Source organism: Isachenkonia alkalipeptolytica (genome assembly GCF_009910325.1).
In the GTDB taxonomy this organism is placed as follows: Bacteria; Bacillota; Clostridia; order Peptostreptococcales; family T1SED10-28; genus Isachenkonia; species Isachenkonia alkalipeptolytica.
The window spans coordinates 24,486-40,989 of record NZ_SUMG01000010.1 but is presented as its reverse complement, the minus strand read 5'-3'; the positions used below and the strand labels follow the sequence as shown (position 1 = coordinate 40,989).

The following is a 16,504-nucleotide window of genomic DNA, read 5'->3' as shown; positions in this document are numbered from 1 at the left end:
ATGCAGGGGATAGCATAGGGATAAGAGCACTTCGAAGATTTCTTTTCGAAGTGTTTTTTTATACCTCCGGCTTTTATACCGTCGGCTCATCTCACGGGAGCAACCGGCTTAGGTCTCTGATAACAGTGAGGCCGTTGCTTTCGAAGAAGACCCCGTCAGCGAGGATTGGACAGAGGGTTGCGAACCCGGGTTTTATAATGAACCCTAGACAACGGATGACAGAAACTCCGTCCCGCTGTCAGTTTTTTCTTTGGTTAGAACGGGGAGGATAAGGGGTAATAAGTGAACAAAAGGAGGCGAGGGCTTTGAAAATAACAATAGGAAAAATAAAGAGTCCCTTATTCCTGCTGGGGGCGGCATTGGTGCTCCTAAGCCTGGGAGGCTGCGGCGAAAAGGAGGAGAAGAAGGCTCCGGAAGGAGAGCCCTTGGTGACCGCCTTAAGGTTTGTGGAGGAACTGAAGGACGGGAAGTTTGAAGGGGCCACGGAGAAGTTTGGAGAGGCCATGGCCCGGGAGATGCCCAAGGAACGGTTGGAGCAAACCTGGAGTCAGCTGGAAGGCCAGGTGGGCGGTTTTGTGGAGATTCAATCCCAACGGGAAGAGATCCTGCAGGGATACGATGTGGTCTATGTCACCACGGAGTTTCAACAGGCCCTGATCGATATTCGGGTGGTTTTTGGTGAGGAGGGCTGGATTGAAGGGTTGTTTTTCCTGCCGGCGGAGGATGCTTTCGACGACGGGGAAGAAGTCCGGGAAGAACCGGACTATATTGACCAAGAAGCCTTTCGGGAGGAGACGGTAAGCTTCGGCGAAGCGCCCTGGATCCTGGACGGAACCCTGGCAATTCCCCAAGGGGAAGGGCCTTTTCCCGGCGTTGTCCTGATCCACGGTTCCGGCCCTAACGACCGGGACGAGACCGTGGGACCCAACAAGCCTTTCAAGGACATCGCCCAAGGGCTGGCTTCCTCGGGGATCGCGGTGCTTCGCTATGATAAAAGGACCTATACCTATGGGGAGGAACTGCAAGACGCCGAGGAAGCGGTGACCGTACGGGAGGAAACCATGGAGGATGCTCTGCAGGCCCTAGAATATTTGAAAACCCGCGGGGAAATCAGCAACCAGCGGCTGTATTTGGCGGGGCACAGCCTGGGGGGCATGCTGCTTCCCCGAATCGCCTCGGAAACCCGGGACCTGGAGGGACTGATTTACCTTGCGGCCCCGGCCCGTCCTCTGGGAGAGTTGATCCTAATGCAGATGGAATATCTTGCGGAACAGGAGGGGCACTCCGCCGTGGTGGAAGCCCAGCTGGAAGAGGCCCGGGAGCAGGTTCGGCGGATAATGGATCCGGACCTTTCCCCGGACACGGATCCCGATGAAATCATGGGGGTTTCTCCGGGCTACTGGCTGGACCTTCAGCAGTACTCCCCGGTGGAGACCGCCAAAACCCTGGACATCCCCATGATTTTTCTTCAGGGGGAACGGGACTATCAGGTGACCATGGAAGACGTTGAGATCTGGCGGGAGGCCCTGGGGGATCGGGATGACACCGAGTTTATCAGTTACCCGGAACTGAACCATCTTTTCCTCTTCGGAGAAGGACCCAGTATTCCCGAGGAATATATGGAACCGGACCATGTGGACCAGGCGGTGATCTCGGACCTGATCCGGTGGCTGGAGCCATAGCGTAGCCCAAAGCAGCCCAAAGAGCTCAAACAGCCCAAAGGGGACGGAGGTATTCGGGCTATAGACAAAAGAGGACGGAGCATTCCCGTAATCGTCTTAAATAGGATTTGAAAAAAGAATGACCTCGCGATAGAATTAGATAAGTGTTCCCGAGAAGGACAAATCTAAAACTATTGGAGGTCATTCATTATGTATTGTACACAAAATGAAAAAATTAATCAAGTTACGGAAAGCACTTTGGTTGTAGGAATTGATATTGGAAGTAAGACGCATTATGCCCGAGCATTCAACTGGCGAGGGATTGAATTCACCAAATATCTACGTTTTGATAATACTGCAGCCGGCTTCAAAGTATTGGATCAATGGATTTTAAACTTACAGAAAAAACATCACTTATCTGAATTCTTGATTGGTGCTGAACCTACGGGCCACTACTGGTATGCCCTGGCAGATCATTTAAAAGCGAATCAAAGCTCCTTGGTATTAGTGAATTCTACCCATGTAAAGCAAAGTAAAGCGTTAGATGATAATAATCCGTCGAAAAGCGACCAAAAAGACCCCAAAGTTATCGCGAAATTAGTGATTGACGGACGATACAACAACCCCTATCTTCCTGAAAAAGAACATGCAGAGCTACGGGTCGCCCACAATAATTATCTGCGTGTAAAAGGTGATATTTCTCGGTTAAAGAATAAAGTTCAGCGATGGCTGAAGATCTATTTCCCTGAGTACAAAGAGGTGTTTAAAGACCCCTTTGGGGAGGCCAGTGTTGAAGTATTAAGCCGGCTGGCCTTGCCTTCTCACATCATGAAAATGGACGCGGAATCCATTAATGAAATTTTCCGAAGCGTGAACATTCGAGCGGTTGGTATTAAACGATCACAACGTCTGATCGAAGCAGCGAAAGGGAGTATTGGCCGTAAAACAGAACCGGTTGCAGCGGCCATGGAAATAGAGATGCTAATCGAAGAGTACCGGCTGAAAACAAAGCAAATTGATAAGGCGGAGCAATTCCTGGAAAGCATCTGCGCACGCATCCCCTCTGCAGAGAAACTTGAGGAGATTAAAGGGATCGGACCGATTAGTTCCGCTGGATTTCTTGCGGAAGTAGGAGATATTTCGCGCTTTCAATCCCCTAAGCAAATTCAAGCGTACTCAGGCCTAAATCTCAAAGAGACCAGTTCCGGAGCTCATAAAGGGAAGACTGAAATTAATCGTCGCGGAAGGAAACGCCTTCGAACAACCCTGTTTCAGGCAGTACTTTCCCTGGTATCCAACAATGACGCTTTCAAAGCGCTGCATCATTATAATATCAATGAAAAACCGAACCCGATGAAGAAAAAACAATCCATAGTGGCTCTTAGTTGTAAACTCATTCGAATATTTTATGCGATGCTGACTAAAGGGGTCTCTTTTGACCCAGAGAAAATGCTTAAAGACATTCAAAGGCCAACATTCTTAGCGGCTGCATGAAGGAAGGGTTTTAGTATAAAACAGTAGTATGAAATAAATAATACCATAAATAGATAAAAAAACAGGTACCTAGGGTACCTGTAAGACGAATAGCATCAACAATGATCAAATAATATAATGAACAAGAAATAGCGATTGAAATCCATATGTATATTGCTAGGCTGCGTCTTAGAGAACCTAGCAATGGAAAGTATCCAAAGAGTGATCAAAACAGGCAGGTAGTCGAATCAAATACCATAAGAGCAATGACTCGGTAACGGAGCAGAAAGACACCCACTTTATGGAGAGGCAGAACGAGGGAATTTAGGACGTTTCAAAAGAAGAAAACGATCCGGTTAGACATGGGAGGTTTGCTTCCATAAGTGAACGTGGGTTAATACCGCCAAATAAGTAGGTAAGGACGCTTGTTTGCGGTGCAAAAAAACCCATATTTGATCCCTGGTATTCCAACTGTTCTTGTTTTCCATAAAGTTGCCTGTTTGATATATATGAAAATCTAAGATATCGTGAGGAAATCGAAGCATATTTAAGATTATATAGGGAGGTATTTGGGCTATATTTTGTACCAAATACCTCCGTCCCCTTTGGTTCACCCTTTGGTTCATTTAGGTTCGTTGACAGCCTTTATTTGACTCCCTTTTCTATCAGGTAGTCCCGGTACTTAAAATCCGATCCGGAAATGTGCTTGAATACCCAGGTGATCAGCATATTGAGGATTTTCTTGCCGTAGGCCACCTGATCTTCATCCGCCGCCAGTAGATCCAATTCGTTGATCTCTTCAATCAGACGGCTGTGCTCTAAAGCATGCTCTGCGGCATGGGGGTAGCCGTGCTTTTCAAACAGGGTTTCCTCAAACTCAAAATGCACCGCCGTATAGTCTTGAAGCTCTTCAATCAGACGGACCATCTCATCGTAGATGTCATCCCCTTCAGCGGCTTCTGTAAGCAGGGTGGAGAGTTCTCCGGCGATGCGGACCAGCTCCTTGTGTTGATTATCAATGCTTTGAATACCCAGTTCATAATGTTCGTCCCATGTAATCATTGTGTCGCCTCCTAATGGATAAATATAAAAATAAGGTGTTCTAAAGATCGCCTCCGTTGTATAATGATAATGTGCCGGGGACTGGGCATGGAATAAAGGTTGGTTTCCATGGTATTTATAAATATTAGCACGGAGAATCGCTGTTTTCAACTGCAAAAAACTCTGTCAGCAGGAGAGATAGCACAAAGAAACTATAACAATACATAATAAGGATGTGATAGGATGGATTATCAAAAACCCAAGGAAAAAATTGATCAACGGGCGGCCAGGGCTTGGCGGGTAACCGGTGTGGTATACCTTGTTTTCTTCCTGTTGTTAACCCTGGCTTTTTATATATTGTCCAACTTTTTCGGCCCCTTTCCCCGGTGGATCGGCTATAGCCTCGGAGGGCTGACGGTGGTGGTCGGTGTTTTCGCCGTCGGCATCATCCCGGCGATACGGATGCGCTACTGGTGCTATGAGATCCGGGAGCATGAAGTGGATATTCAGTACGGCATTATTGTCATAAGAAGAAGCCTGGTCCCTATGGCAAGAATCCAGCACGTGGATACGGAGCAGGGACCGATTCTCCGGCATTTTAAACTGGCTACCCTGTCCATATCCACGGCGGGGACCACCCACAAGATCCCGGCTCTGAAAATGACCCGGGCCTTGGAACTTCGGGACCTGATCTCCTCTTTGGCAAGGGTGAGTGATGAGGATGTTTAAGGCAGAACGGGCCCACCCCATTATGATCTTCACCGCCTTTTTCAAACAACTGAGAGGATTTCTGCTGCCGATGATTTTCGCCGTGAGCTTTCAGTTTCGCCGGGGGGACGGTTTGTTTGAAAACCGCTACAGTCTCTATTTTGTCCTGGGTTTTCTCGCCCTCAGCCTGATTGGCGGATTTTTACGATGGTTTTTCTTTACCTATGATTATCAAGAGGGCGTGCTTCATATCCGCTCCGGTATTTTTGTTAAAAAGGAGCGTTATATTCAAAAAGAACGGGTACAGACGGTGAACTATAAAGCCAATGTCTTTTATCGGCTGCTGGATCTTGTGACTTTGCAGATCGAAACCGCCGGGGGATTTAAAGAGCCGGAAATCGACATTGAAGCGATCCACCGAAGCAAAGCGGGCCGGCTGCGGGATGGGTTAAAACAACAAAATAACACCGCTGAGGGGGGCGAAGGTACTTTCCAACGGCCCGAAACTGCTCCCGAAGCGCCGGAAACCCAAAACCCGGAAAAGACGACGGAAACCCGAAACCCGGAAAAGACGCAGGCCTATACCGTGGGTTACCGCCGGCTGGCCCTGGCGGGGATAACCTCCGGCGGCGTGGGGGTGATCCTATCCTTTATCGCCGTGATCTTCGGACAGACAATGGCCTTTGTGCCGGAGGATTGGATCAACCGCTTTTTTGCCGTTTTCCAACGGACCGGGGTCACCGTGATTTTATCCCTGGTCTTTTTCGCATTTCTCCTGGCCTGGCTGATCTCCCTGCTTCGGTTTATCATCGCCTACGGCGAGTTTCGGATTGAAAAAGGCCAAGGGGAGATTCTGATTCGCCGGGGACTGCTGGAACAAAAGGAGCTATCGATTAAAACCCACCGGATTCAGGGGATTCGGATCACCGAAGGTCTCCTTCGACAGCCCTTCGGCTACGCCTCGGTCCAGGTGGAGGTTGCCGGCGGCGCCTCCCAGCAGGACGGCTTTAAAACCATGATTCATCCCCTGATTCACCGGGGGGAACTGCCGGCGTTTTTAGCGCTGACTGTACCGGAAAGGGTCTATCATCAACAGGTTAAGCCGCTGCCTCCCCGGGCGCTGCGGCGCTACCTGATTCGCTCATTTTTACCGCTACTTCCTTTCCCGGTGGCCTTTTACTTCATTCCCGGAAATCTCATCTGGATCGGGATGATCATCTTTCCCCTCTCCGCCCTGTTCGGATACTTTCGCTATAAAGACGGAGGCTATCGGATCGATGACAAACAGCTGACCCTACGGTACAGGTTGTTTGCCCGGACCACGGTGTTGTTAAAGCGAAAGCAGATTCAGTCGTTGAAGATGCAGACCAATTTTCTACAAAAGCTTCGTCGGCTGACATCGGTAAACGCCACGATTCTATCGGCAATGATGCGGGCGGAGTTCACACTGAAGGACCTGGAACTGGAGGATGCCCTTGAGATCTGGCAGTGGTACCAGACCGGAAAGTCGACAAAACCCCCTAAAACGGTAATAAAGGAGGAAATGCAATGAATCCAAAAGAAAGGGATTTATTAGTCCCTAAGGGAAAGTCCGGAGGAAGAATCCGATGATTGATGTAAAAGAACTGGCCTTTTCATACAAACAGCAACAAAGCTTTATCACGGATCTGTCCTTTGCCGTATCCCCCGGGGAGATCTTCGGATTTTTAGGTCCCTCCGGGGCGGGAAAAAGTACGTTGCAAAAGATTCTTTGCGGCATTCTTCGAAACTACAACGGATCGGTGACGGTGCTGGGTCAGGAAGTAAAACATCGAAGCAAGGACTTTTATCAGCAGATCGGCGTGGACTTCGAGTTTCCCAATCTCTACGGAAAGTTCAGCGGTCTGGACAACTTAAAATACTTTGCGTCCCTGTATGATCAAGAGACCTTGGATCCGTTGCTTTACCTGGAGCGGGTGGGGCTTTCGGAGCATAAGGATAAAAAAGTCGCTGAGTACTCCAAGGGGATGAAAATGAGGCTGGCCTTTGTCCGGTCGATTTTACACGATCCGAAGCTTCTTTTCCTGGACGAGCCCACCAGCGGCCTGGATCCCTCCTATGCCCGGACCTTAAAGGAGATGATTCTGGAGCAGAAAAAGCTGGGAAAAACCATCATTCTAACCACCCATAATATGCATGATGCCGAGGAGCTTTGTGACCGGGTGGCCTTTATTGTAGACGGTGGCATTAAAGCCGTGGGCACGCCCCTGGAGCTGAAAAGTGTCAAAACCGAGGTGGAAGTCCGCTATGGCTATCGGCTGCAAAATCAGATCAAACAGGGAAAAGCCATGTTGACAGAGCTTAACCGGGACGAGCGGTTTTTAAAGCATTTAGAGGAAGGGAGTTTAACCAGCATCCACACCAAGGAGGCGACCCTGGAGGACGTTTTTATGGACGTGACCGGGAGGCGGCTGATATGAGAGGGCTTCGGATATTTCGTTGGGACGTGCGTTATCAGATTCAATACGGCTTCTACTTTTTATACGGTATCATTTCCCTGCTGTACCTAAGCGTGCTGTTGTTTTTGCCCGAGGCCCTGGCCCGGCCGGTGACGGCTTTGGTGATTCTGACGGATCCCGCTGCTCTCGGGTTCTTCTTTATCGGGGGCATGGTGCTCCTGGAGCGGGGAGAGGGGCTTCACAGCTATTATTCGGTGATACCGGCGACAAACCGGGAATACATCCTGTCTAAAGCCCTGTCCCTGTCGATGATCTCCACCATCGTGGCCCTGATTATTGCAGGGATTATGTACCGGATGGAAGTAAATTATGGGTTGTTGACCGTCGGGGTCTTTGCCGGCGCCGTGTTTTTTACGTTGTTCGGTCTGACGGTGGGCACGGTTTCCCGATCCATCAATCATTACTTCGTCATCGGGGTGCCCGTGGGGATTGTATTAATGGCCCCGGCTTTTTTAGTATTCGTTGAGGTAAATAGTTTTCTTGCGGAGATGCTGCCGGCGGTGCTGCTCCTGCGGGTGCTCTACAGTGCCCTGGGGCTCGAAGTGCCCTACTGGGCGGGATACGCCGCCCTTGGGCTGATCCTGTGGTGCATTCCCGCCTATCTGCTGGCAAGTCGGGCTTTTACCAAGTATATGGATCGGGGAGGGGACTGATATGCTAAGGAATCCCGTAAAAATTTTTAAAATCGGCTTTCGCCAGGTCCTTCGGGACGGCATGCTGCTGATATTGATCCCCGCCCCGTTTTTAATGGCAGTGGCCATGGGGGTCCTCTTGCCCCTGGCGGATCAGATAATCCAGGAGCAAACCGGCATCGTGATCACCCCGTGGTATTCGGTCAGCGACGCCCTGGTCCTGACCATGACACCGGTGATGACGGCGATGATTTCCGCCTTTTTAATCCTGGAAGAGCGGGACGAAGGCATCGGTGTTTATTACAACATCACCCCCGCCGCCGGCTATTCCTATCTGATTGCCCGCCTTGCCCTGCCCATGGTTTGGGGACTGATCTCTTCGATTTTGGTCATCGCCCTTTTCGCCTTTACCGTGTATTCTCCGCTGGAAATCATTACGGCCTCGGTTATTGCAACCCTCCAAGGGGGAATCATGAGCATGTTTTTGGTTACCGTGGCGGGCAATAAAGTGGAGGGCCTGGCGTTGGCGAAGCTGACCAATATTTTTGTCATGGGCTTTATCGTCCCCTGGGTGATTGCGTCGCCGATCCGCTACCTATTCGGTTTTCTCCCCGGTTTCTGGCTCGGAGAGATTCTAAGCAGCCCCGGCACGGAAGCCTCCTTAACGATCCTTCACGGGTTAGGGGGTCTGCTGATTGCGGCCCTTTGGATGATCCTGCTTATGAAGCTGTTCCTTCGAAGAATATCCTAAACAAAGGGCTTGGGGCGATCCTCTGTCCCTCCTCTGTCCCTCCTCTGTTCCTCCCGCTGCCCCATTTGCCGCCCCCCTTGTTCATAAAAAATGTTTAAAGGGAAAATAATCAGGTATAAATACCTAGGTGACAACGAAAACAACATTCAACTAGGAGGATTATTAATGATCAAGACCAGATATAAACGCGAAATACAGGCACTACTAGAAAAAGAGGATTTCAGCCCCTCCATTGAGGAACTGAAACCCCTTGGAGGGAAACTGGAACATTTAAAGGGACTTCGGGAAGAGGCCAAACAGTATCTTCTGGACACCATCGGACTGAGTGCGTCCCTGGGCAATATCGAAGTGGATATTACCTACACCATTGAAGAAATCGAGGAGATGATGAAAAAACTGGAAACCCAGACGGAATCCACCTCCGCCTTTTCCCAGCAGACCACGGCATCCATGAACGAAATCAACAATGCCATCGAGGATAACGTAAAAACCGCCGAGGAAATTTTACTACATATCGACAAAATTGTGGAAAACAACGAAGAAAATACGGAAAGCGTGGATGCCATGGGTCAGGTCTGCGGCAAGGTGACCAAGGGCAATGAGGCGGTCAATAAAAATCTGAAGGACCTGCTGAGTAAAATGAACGAAATCGGCAGTATTATCGAAGTCATTGAAAACATCGCGGACCAAACCAATCTTCTCGCCTTAAACGCCAGTATTGAAGCCGCCAGGGCCGGGGAGGCGGGTAAAGGATTTGCGGTGGTCTCCGAGGAGATTCGAAAGCTTGCGGAAAACACCAAAAGCAGTCTTTCCGAGTTTCAGGTTTTTCGAAAGGAAATCGAAGAGACCTCGGCGGAGAGCCTAAAAAGCATTGAAGAAACCAACACATCCATGGAGGAGATCCCCAAGGCCTCGGGAAAAATCAAAAACCTGATCGAGAACAATTTCAACGAGGTATCCGACATCAAAAGCGACATGGAAACCTTTATGGCCTCCTTCCAGGAAATCAGCAGCTCCACCTCCGAGGTCAACCATGCGGTCAACGCCCTGGCGGAGGAGACGGAAAAAATTACAGCCCTCACCCATACCCTGGATAAAACCACCAATAGCTTGAACACGGTGAAAGAAACCATCCATCACAGCGATACGAAATTCATCGAGAACAATACAAAGTACTATGAAACCTTTATGGGCTATCAGAGTAAAATTACCTCGGAGGAACTGGTACGCCTCCTGAAAAATGCCAAGGCCCAGCACGAAACCTGGATGCAAACCCTGGCGGAAGCCGTGGAAAATGATCAGATCATGCCTCTGCAAATCGACAGCAGCCGCTGCGGATTCGGTCACTTCTACCACTCCATACAGGTGGAGGACCCCCGGGTGGCCGCCCTGTGGCAAAAGATCGATCAGCACCATGAAAATCTCCACAATATCGGCGGCAAAATTCTTCAGGATATCAAAGCCGAAAACTTCCATTTGGCCAAAGATAAGTACGAAGAAGCGAAAGAGGCCTCCCGGCAGGTGTACGGAATCATCGACAAGATCATAGCTGAAATTGCATAAACCAAAGGGGACGGAGGTATTCGGTAGATCATGTACCGAATACCTCCGTCCCCTTTGGTTTATTTGGTTTACATCTTTTGATCCCCTGTGATTCAAATCACAGCAAGAAATTTTTAGAAGGTCTATAATGGGGTTAAGCAATCAGGAATGACCGCATAAAAGACGATGGAAGCCAAGAAAAAATAAGATCAAAGGAGTGTTGGATCATGAATAATAGTAAGCTGGAAATAAAAGAACTGGATAAGAACATGAGCCTGGGCCAGGTGGCAGGAATTTATCCCGGAGCGATTAATATCTTTATGGATTTGGAAATTGACTTTTGCTGCGGCGGCAATAGACCCCTTGGAGAGGCTCTAAAAGAGGAAAACCACAACGTCGATGAGGTGCTGGAAACCATCCGGGAAAAATACCGACGGGACGTGAAAGCGGGAAAGACCATTGAAGATTTTGGGCGACTGTCCAAAGGGGAACTGATGGATCATATCATTCAGACCCACCACGAATATCTTCGGGCCAACCTTCCCCGGATCCAAAGCCTAACGGACACCATTTTCCGGGTCCACGGGGAGAACCACTATCAGATGCTGCACTTTGTAAAGGAAAGTTTTAACGCCCTGAAAAAAGAACTGGAAGCCCACTTGGAAAAGGAGGAGACCGACCTGTTTCCCAAGATGAGGGAATATGAGCAGGGGAGACTGGATAAAGCCGCCATGGAGACCACGATACAGGAGTTGGAACAGGAGCATGACGCCGCCGGGGATATTCTAAAGGATCTGAGACGGAAAACCAAGGGATTTACCGTACCCGCCGGGGCCTGCAACACCTTCGTCTTCGCCTTTGAGAAGCTGGAGGAACTGGAAAAAGATCTGTTTCAACACATTCATCTGGAGAACAACATGCTGTTTAAACTTTAAAAAAGCCTTGTAAGGGCGGGAAAAGTTGGAAAAAGCCGGAAATGAGAAATACTAAGGAGGTTAAATCATGGGATTTAAAATCAATGAGCATGTAAAATGGGTAGGCAATATTGACTGGGATCTTAGAAAGTTTCACGGAGAAGAGTACTCGGCCCACCGGGGCTCCTCCTACAACTCTTATTTAATCGAGGACGAAAAAACCGCCCTGATCGATACCGTATGGGCCCCCTTCAGTGAAGCCTTCGTTCAAAATCTGAAAAAGGAAATAGATCTGAGAAAAATCGATTATATTATTTTGAATCACGGGGAGATCGACCATAGCGGAGGGCTGGTGGATTTGATGAAGGAGATCCCCGATACCCCCATTTATTGCACCGCCAACGCCGTCAAGTCCTTAAAGGGCCAATTTCATCAAGACTGGAATTTCGTTCAGGTTAAAACCGGGGATACCCTGAGCCTCGGCACAAGAACCCTGACCTTTGTGGAAGCGAGAATGCTGCACTGGCCCGACAGCATGATGACCTATATGGACCAGGACAACATTTTGTTCAGCAACGATGCCTTCGGCCAGCACTACGCCTCCAGCGAAATGTACAACGATACCGTGGACCAGGGAGAGCTGTTCCAGGAGGCGATAAAGTACTACGCCAACATTCTAACCCCCTTTAGCAAGCTGGTGGAGAACAAAATCAACGAACTGCTGGCAATGGGGATTCCGGTGGATATGATTTGTCCCAGTCACGGGGTGATCTGGAAGGAAAACCCCCTGCAGATTGTGGAGAAGTATATGGAATGGGCCCGGGATTACCGGGAAAATCAAATCACCATTTTGTATGAAACCATGTGGGAAAACACCAGGAAAATGGCGGAGGCCATCGGTGAAAGAATGTTAGCGGCGGATCCCGGGGTAAAACTGAAACTGATCAACCTGGGGAAAACCGACAAAAACGATGTGCTCACCCAGGTCTTTAAATCCAAAGGGGTGGTGATGGGCTCTTCTACCATCAACAACGGGATCCTGTCCAATACCGCAGGGCTCTTGGAGATGATCAAGGGGCTGAAATTCAAAGGAAAAGCCGGCGCCGCCTTCGGCAGCTACGGTTGGAGCGGCGAGTCGCCGAAAATCATTGAAAAGGCCTTGGAAGATGCGGGCTTTGACGTGATGCAAGAGGGCTACAGGGTTTTATGGACCCCGGATCAAGCCGCCCTGGAGGAAGGAATTGCCTTTGGCGGGGAGTTTGTAAAGCATCTTCAGCGATAAAAACCGGGAAACCTTTCTTGCCACTTGTGTGAACCGAATCTTATAGGATGTAAAAATGGAAATTTGCGGGAAAAGATGACAGAAACTCCGTCCCGCTGTCATCCTAAACTCCGTGCTACTGTCAACGCTGTAATCGGGCCCTGTTAGGTAAACTAACGGGGCCTTTTTTTTGTGAGATAAGCAGGGAAAAACCCGGTGGACGGCGAATATAACAAGTAGAGAACAGCGTGAAAAAATGAAGCGGTGAAACAGGATATGTCAAAGCAGGAATTGAGGAAAGGAGGATTTTCAAATGACCTCAACCGATGAAAAACTGGCGAAATCTTTAACGGCGGAATCGGTGGAATTGATTCCCTACCTGCCCTATCTGCTCCAGGACCTTTGGGAGCTGGGTTCTTCCCCACGGGATATTATGGAGCTGATCACCACCCATGTGCCGAATCCCGGGAAAAAAAGGGTGTTGGACCTTGCCTGCGGCAAAGGGGCCGTCGCCGTACATCTTGCCAAAGCCTTCGGTTGCCCGGTAAAGGGGATCGATATGATGGCGGCCTTCATTGCCGAGGCCAAAAAAAAGGCGGCGGAGCATCAGACCGAGGCATTATGTGAGTTTGTAACCGGCGATGTGCACGAGGCCGTCAGTAGGGAACGGAACTATGATATGGTAATCTTCGGCGCCGCCGGGGATGTGTTAGGCACGCCGAAAGAAACCCTGGCCGCTTTAAAGAAGACCCTTACCGAAAAGGGGTACCTGATCCTTGATGACGCCTACGGAAAGGAAGGTTCTCACGGGGAGTACTACACCAAAGCCCAGTGGCTGGAGTTTTTCCGCCATGCCGGGGTGGAACTGCTGGGGGAAAAAACCATGGATCCCGGGGAGCTGAAAGCCCTTAACCGTCAGCAGCAGGCCTGTATTGTAAAAAGAGCGGAAGAGCTGAAGGTCAAGTATCCGGAGAAGTCCCGGATGTTTCAGGACTATGTAAAGAGTCAGCAGGCGGAGTGCGACGAGCTGGAAAATGATATCACCGGGGTTACCATGCTTCTTCGGTAAGGCTAAAAAAGTGGGGGGAGTAGATGCTGATTCTGAGAATAACTTTTAGGGAAGATTCTTTCGAAACTTCCGCTTTTCCATCAGCACCCCCAGGTTTAGTAGATAGGGCATAAAGGTTTTCATAAACCAAAAGCTTTTGGAGGGGTAAATCTCCCCTTTATCCTTTTCAATTCCCCGGAGAATGGTTTTTGCCACATGCTTTACCGATTGTTGAGGCTTAGGCGGAGCATCGCAGCCGGCTTTCCTGAAAAAGTCGGTTTTTACCGCAATGGGATAGACGCTTTGGTAGTGCTGGTTCGGCTTCAGTTCATACTTATACCCCTGGCCGAAGCCCCGAAGGGCGGCTTTGGTACTGCAGTACAGGGCGTATCCGGGATAGGAGATGAAGCCGAAGCCGCTGCTGACGGCGACGAAGTTATAGGGACGGTCCCCACAGATTTCCTTCATTTTTACCGCGGCATAAATGGCACCGGTGGTATTAACCCGAAAAATCTCTTCAATATGTTCGTAGTCCGGGGAATCAATCTTCTCATAATACATAAAGCCCGCATTGGCAATAAAAAGATCGATCCTTCCCATCTTTTCGAAGGCGTAGTCAAACAGTCCGTCGATCTCGCTTGGATGCTTCAGATCAAAATTCTTAAAATAAACATTTTTCCGCTCCGGAGCTTCTACTTCCTCCATGGTGCGAGCCGTGGCAACGATGGTACAGTCATATTCCATCAGCCTGTCCAGCAGTTCCTTTCCGATCCCCGAGGAGGCCCCGGTCAGTACGATGTTGGCATTCTTCAGATTCATATACATCCGTCCTTTCGATAAATAATAGCATCTTCTCCCTTTCCCTTCTTACTTTGATAGGTACCCAAAAAACAGGAAAAGTACGGTTCAATCGACAAAAAGTGTTTGGAATAAGCAGGAAAAACCATATGGATATCGAATAAATTATAAGAACCTTAAAATCGGAGCCAAAGCCACGGGGACGTCCCCAGGGCACATAAGAAGGCACAACAATGGAAAGAAAACAACTTGTAATCGAATGCGATAACGGCAAAAGTTTTTACCGGTTATTGACCTAAAGGATTTGAAGAGGGTTTTGTAGAATAGTATAGAGAGGTGATAAAATGAAATTGATTTTGATCAGGCATGGGGAGTCGGAGGCCGATCTCCTAAAAGTACATGAGGGGAGAGCGGATTTTTCCCTGACGGACAGGGGAAAAGGGCAAGCTCGACTACTTAGCAAGTGGCTTGCAGCAAAGGAAGATTTTGATTTCCTGTTATCCAGTCCACTGAAAAGAGCAAAAGAGACGGCGCAGTTTATTAGTAAGGAGACGGGTAAACCTATCATTTTAGCGGAGGAATTAATGGAATGGGATAACGGTTTATTAGCAGGACTCCCCCGGGAAGAAGCAGCCAAAAAATATCCCTTACCAAAGGGCGGCAGGAAACCCCACCATACCAATGGGGGTACGGAATCCATGATCAATTTTCGAGCTCGGGCAGAGACGTTTTTGTCTGAATTGAAAGAGGAGTATCCGAAGGATGCACAACTATGTATCATCTCCCATGGCGGGATGATCAATATGCTTTACCGGTCACTGCTTAACCTCTCTATGCAAACGGAACAATCCATCCGTTGTGGAGATACATCCATACATAAGTTTATTTTAAAAGAAGATAAATGCGATATTGAATACATTAATCGATTGGAGCATTTAAGTGAATTATTGTAGTTGGTGGAATGATATTGGAAATTTCAAAACTATGCCATGGGAATAAAGAGCCGATCTTTATTACAAAAAATAGCTATGGTGATATGGCTGTAATGAGCATGGAAACTTATGAGAAGCAAGTAGCTAAAGCTGAACTATATGACAAGTTAGCAAAAATAGAAGAGCTCTTGGAAGATGCAGTGAAGCCAGGTCCTTATGGTTCCTGGTTCCTGGTTACTAGATCTCCGGTACCTCCCCTTGAGTATCTTGGTTTTTATCTGTATTTTTTTCGAATTATTGAACTGAAGTATAATTAATGGTATGATGTTCTTATTCACTATCCGTACATGCTTAAAATACATAAGAGGAGGATATTTTATGAAAAAATTTTTAAACAATTGGAACTTCGGGAAACATTTCATCTTGTGTGTGATGACCTCTTTTCTACTGGTGATGCTTACCGACCGGCTTAATGAACCTTCAAGTATGAGCATCATAGGGGGCGCAGAGGGACCCACGGATATATACATTGCAGGAGGCATTTATTCCCCGGCAGTAAGTATGGGAGTAATGATTGCAGCCTTAGCCCTTTATGTTCCCGTAAAAAGTCTATTGAAAAGAGCCTGTGAGTAAATTTAGATAAGGGGACAGGCTAAAACCAAACCTTTTGGGCTGATAACAGTAGGACAGCATGCAAGAAATGGAGAAGAAAATGCCTATTTCCCTCATACCATTCAATCCCCACCGATTAAAGGATTATGGTTCAATGACATGCATATCGCAGAAATAGGTATGGCAGTTTTGAATTTCCAGGGAGTCAAGTATATTGCCAATATCGGCTGTGAAGCATCGAGGAAGGAAGCAAAGGAATTATCAGAGAAAGTAAAGCATATTTCCGTTAAAGATAAATCCCAAGGCTGGGAACCGGGAGTGGAAGAAACCTATGCAATCATAAAAGATGGGGTATTGGAGGCGTTGAAGAATTCGAAGAAATCAGAAGGCGTAGTATTCCAAGCCCCATATACTTTCAAGTTGGAATTATGTAAAAATTACTACTTCCAGGAACCCAAAGAGATATCCTGGAAAGGAGAGTTTACTAAAAAAGATGCCATTTGGGAAGCCCCCAGTATAGAAATAGGATGGGAATTATTCAATTATGTACGAAACCACATTCGGGTTGATGAAGTCGATACAAAGCAAAAGTAAGGATGTTGCACTTAGGTAAAAGCCGTTTTTCAGGATTTA

Annotated in this window: 17 protein-coding genes; 15 read left to right on the top strand and 2 right to left on the bottom strand. The window is 48.2% G+C overall.

Going from position 1 to position 16,504, the window contains the following annotated elements; translation table 11 throughout:
- Window positions 1-305 precede the first annotated feature (305 nt).
- On the top strand, window positions 306-1,682 hold the full coding sequence (locus ISALK_RS09245; RefSeq protein WP_160721519.1) for an alpha/beta hydrolase: 1,377 nt from the start codon (window positions 306-308) through the stop codon (window positions 1,680-1,682).
- A gap of 189 nt (window positions 1,683-1,871) precedes the next feature.
- On the top strand, window positions 1,872-3,155 hold the full coding sequence (locus tag ISALK_RS09240; protein ID WP_160721517.1) for an IS110 family RNA-guided transposase: 1,284 nt from the start codon (window positions 1,872-1,874) through the stop codon (window positions 3,153-3,155).
- A 624-nt stretch (window positions 3,156-3,779) separates the two neighbouring features.
- Here the strand turns inward: ISALK_RS09240 and ISALK_RS09235 are convergent.
- Window positions 3,780-4,196, bottom strand: a complete 417-nt coding sequence (locus ISALK_RS09235; protein WP_160721515.1) for a bacteriohemerythrin — start codon at window positions 4,194-4,196, stop codon at window positions 3,780-3,782.
- A gap of 222 nt (window positions 4,197-4,418) precedes the next feature.
- On the opposite strand from ISALK_RS09235, the gene ISALK_RS09230 reads away from it, so the two are divergent.
- The 9 genes from ISALK_RS09230 (at window position 4,419) to ISALK_RS09190 (ending at window position 13,550) form a co-directional block, all read left to right on the top strand.
- Window positions 4,419-4,904, top strand: coding sequence for a PH domain-containing protein (locus ISALK_RS09230; RefSeq protein ID WP_160721513.1), 486 nt, complete (start codon window positions 4,419-4,421; stop codon window positions 4,902-4,904).
- Window positions 4,897-6,435, top strand: a complete 1,539-nt coding sequence (locus tag ISALK_RS09225) for a PH domain-containing protein (RefSeq protein ID WP_160721511.1) — start codon at window positions 4,897-4,899, stop codon at window positions 6,433-6,435. Before ISALK_RS09230 ends, ISALK_RS09225 begins: the two co-directional genes overlap by 8 nt.
- Window positions 6,436-6,490: 55 nt before the next feature.
- Window positions 6,491-7,342: an ABC transporter ATP-binding protein gene (locus ISALK_RS09220; protein WP_160721509.1), complete on the top strand. Its 852-nt coding sequence runs from the start codon at window positions 6,491-6,493 to the stop codon at window positions 7,340-7,342.
- Window positions 7,339-8,034 carry a fluoroquinolone export ABC transporter permease subunit gene (locus ISALK_RS09215; RefSeq protein WP_160721507.1) on the top strand — a complete coding sequence of 232 codons (696 nt, stop codon included), beginning with the start codon at window positions 7,339-7,341 and terminating at the stop codon, window positions 8,032-8,034. The genes ISALK_RS09220 and ISALK_RS09215 overlap by 4 nt, the downstream gene beginning before the upstream one ends.
- A gap of 1 nt (window position 8,035) precedes the next feature.
- Entirely contained in the window at window positions 8,036-8,764 is a 729-nt protein-coding gene (locus tag ISALK_RS09210) for an Rv2686c family ABC transporter permease subunit (protein WP_160721505.1), read from the top strand.
- A gap of 165 nt (window positions 8,765-8,929) precedes the next feature.
- Window positions 8,930-10,327: a methyl-accepting chemotaxis protein gene (locus tag ISALK_RS15360; RefSeq protein ID WP_160721503.1), complete on the top strand. Its 1,398-nt coding sequence runs from the start codon at window positions 8,930-8,932 to the stop codon at window positions 10,325-10,327.
- 206 nt (window positions 10,328-10,533) lie between these two features.
- Window positions 10,534-11,241 carry an iron-sulfur cluster repair di-iron protein gene (ric, locus tag ISALK_RS09200; RefSeq protein WP_160721501.1) on the top strand — a complete coding sequence of 236 codons (708 nt, stop codon included), beginning with the start codon at window positions 10,534-10,536 and terminating at the stop codon, window positions 11,239-11,241.
- A gap of 67 nt (window positions 11,242-11,308) precedes the next feature.
- Window positions 11,309-12,502 (top strand): anaerobic nitric oxide reductase flavorubredoxin, encoded by a 1,194-nt coding sequence (locus ISALK_RS09195; RefSeq protein ID WP_160721499.1) that lies wholly within the window; start codon window positions 11,309-11,311, stop codon window positions 12,500-12,502.
- 292 nt (window positions 12,503-12,794) lie between these two features.
- Window positions 12,795-13,550: a class I SAM-dependent methyltransferase gene (locus tag ISALK_RS09190; protein ID WP_160721497.1), complete on the top strand. Its 756-nt coding sequence runs from the start codon at window positions 12,795-12,797 to the stop codon at window positions 13,548-13,550.
- Between the two features lie 45 nt (window positions 13,551-13,595).
- Here the strand turns inward: ISALK_RS09190 and ISALK_RS09185 are convergent, their stop codons facing one another.
- Complete coding sequence (locus tag ISALK_RS09185; RefSeq protein WP_160721495.1) at window positions 13,596-14,348, bottom strand: SDR family NAD(P)-dependent oxidoreductase; 753 nt, start codon at window positions 14,346-14,348, stop codon at window positions 13,596-13,598.
- A gap of 323 nt (window positions 14,349-14,671) precedes the next feature.
- Between ISALK_RS09185 and ISALK_RS09180 the strand changes: the two genes are divergently transcribed.
- From ISALK_RS09180 to ISALK_RS09165, 4 genes are all read left to right on the top strand, one after another.
- The gene (locus tag ISALK_RS09180) at window positions 14,672-15,280 is read left to right on the top strand and encodes a histidine phosphatase family protein (RefSeq protein WP_160721493.1); all 609 of its coding nucleotides are present in this window, start codon (window positions 14,672-14,674) and stop codon (window positions 15,278-15,280) included.
- A gap of 14 nt (window positions 15,281-15,294) precedes the next feature.
- Entirely contained in the window at window positions 15,295-15,576 is a 282-nt protein-coding gene (locus ISALK_RS15085; protein ID WP_371723800.1) for a hypothetical protein, read from the top strand.
- Window positions 15,577-15,637: 61 nt separating this feature from the next.
- Window positions 15,638-15,892, top strand: coding sequence for a hypothetical protein (locus ISALK_RS09170; RefSeq protein WP_160721491.1), 255 nt, complete (start codon window positions 15,638-15,640; stop codon window positions 15,890-15,892).
- A 6-nt stretch (window positions 15,893-15,898) separates the two neighbouring features.
- Entirely contained in the window at window positions 15,899-16,465 is a 567-nt protein-coding gene (locus ISALK_RS09165) for a M55 family metallopeptidase (protein ID WP_160721634.1), read from the top strand.
- The last annotated feature ends 39 nt before the right edge of the window (window positions 16,466-16,504 follow it).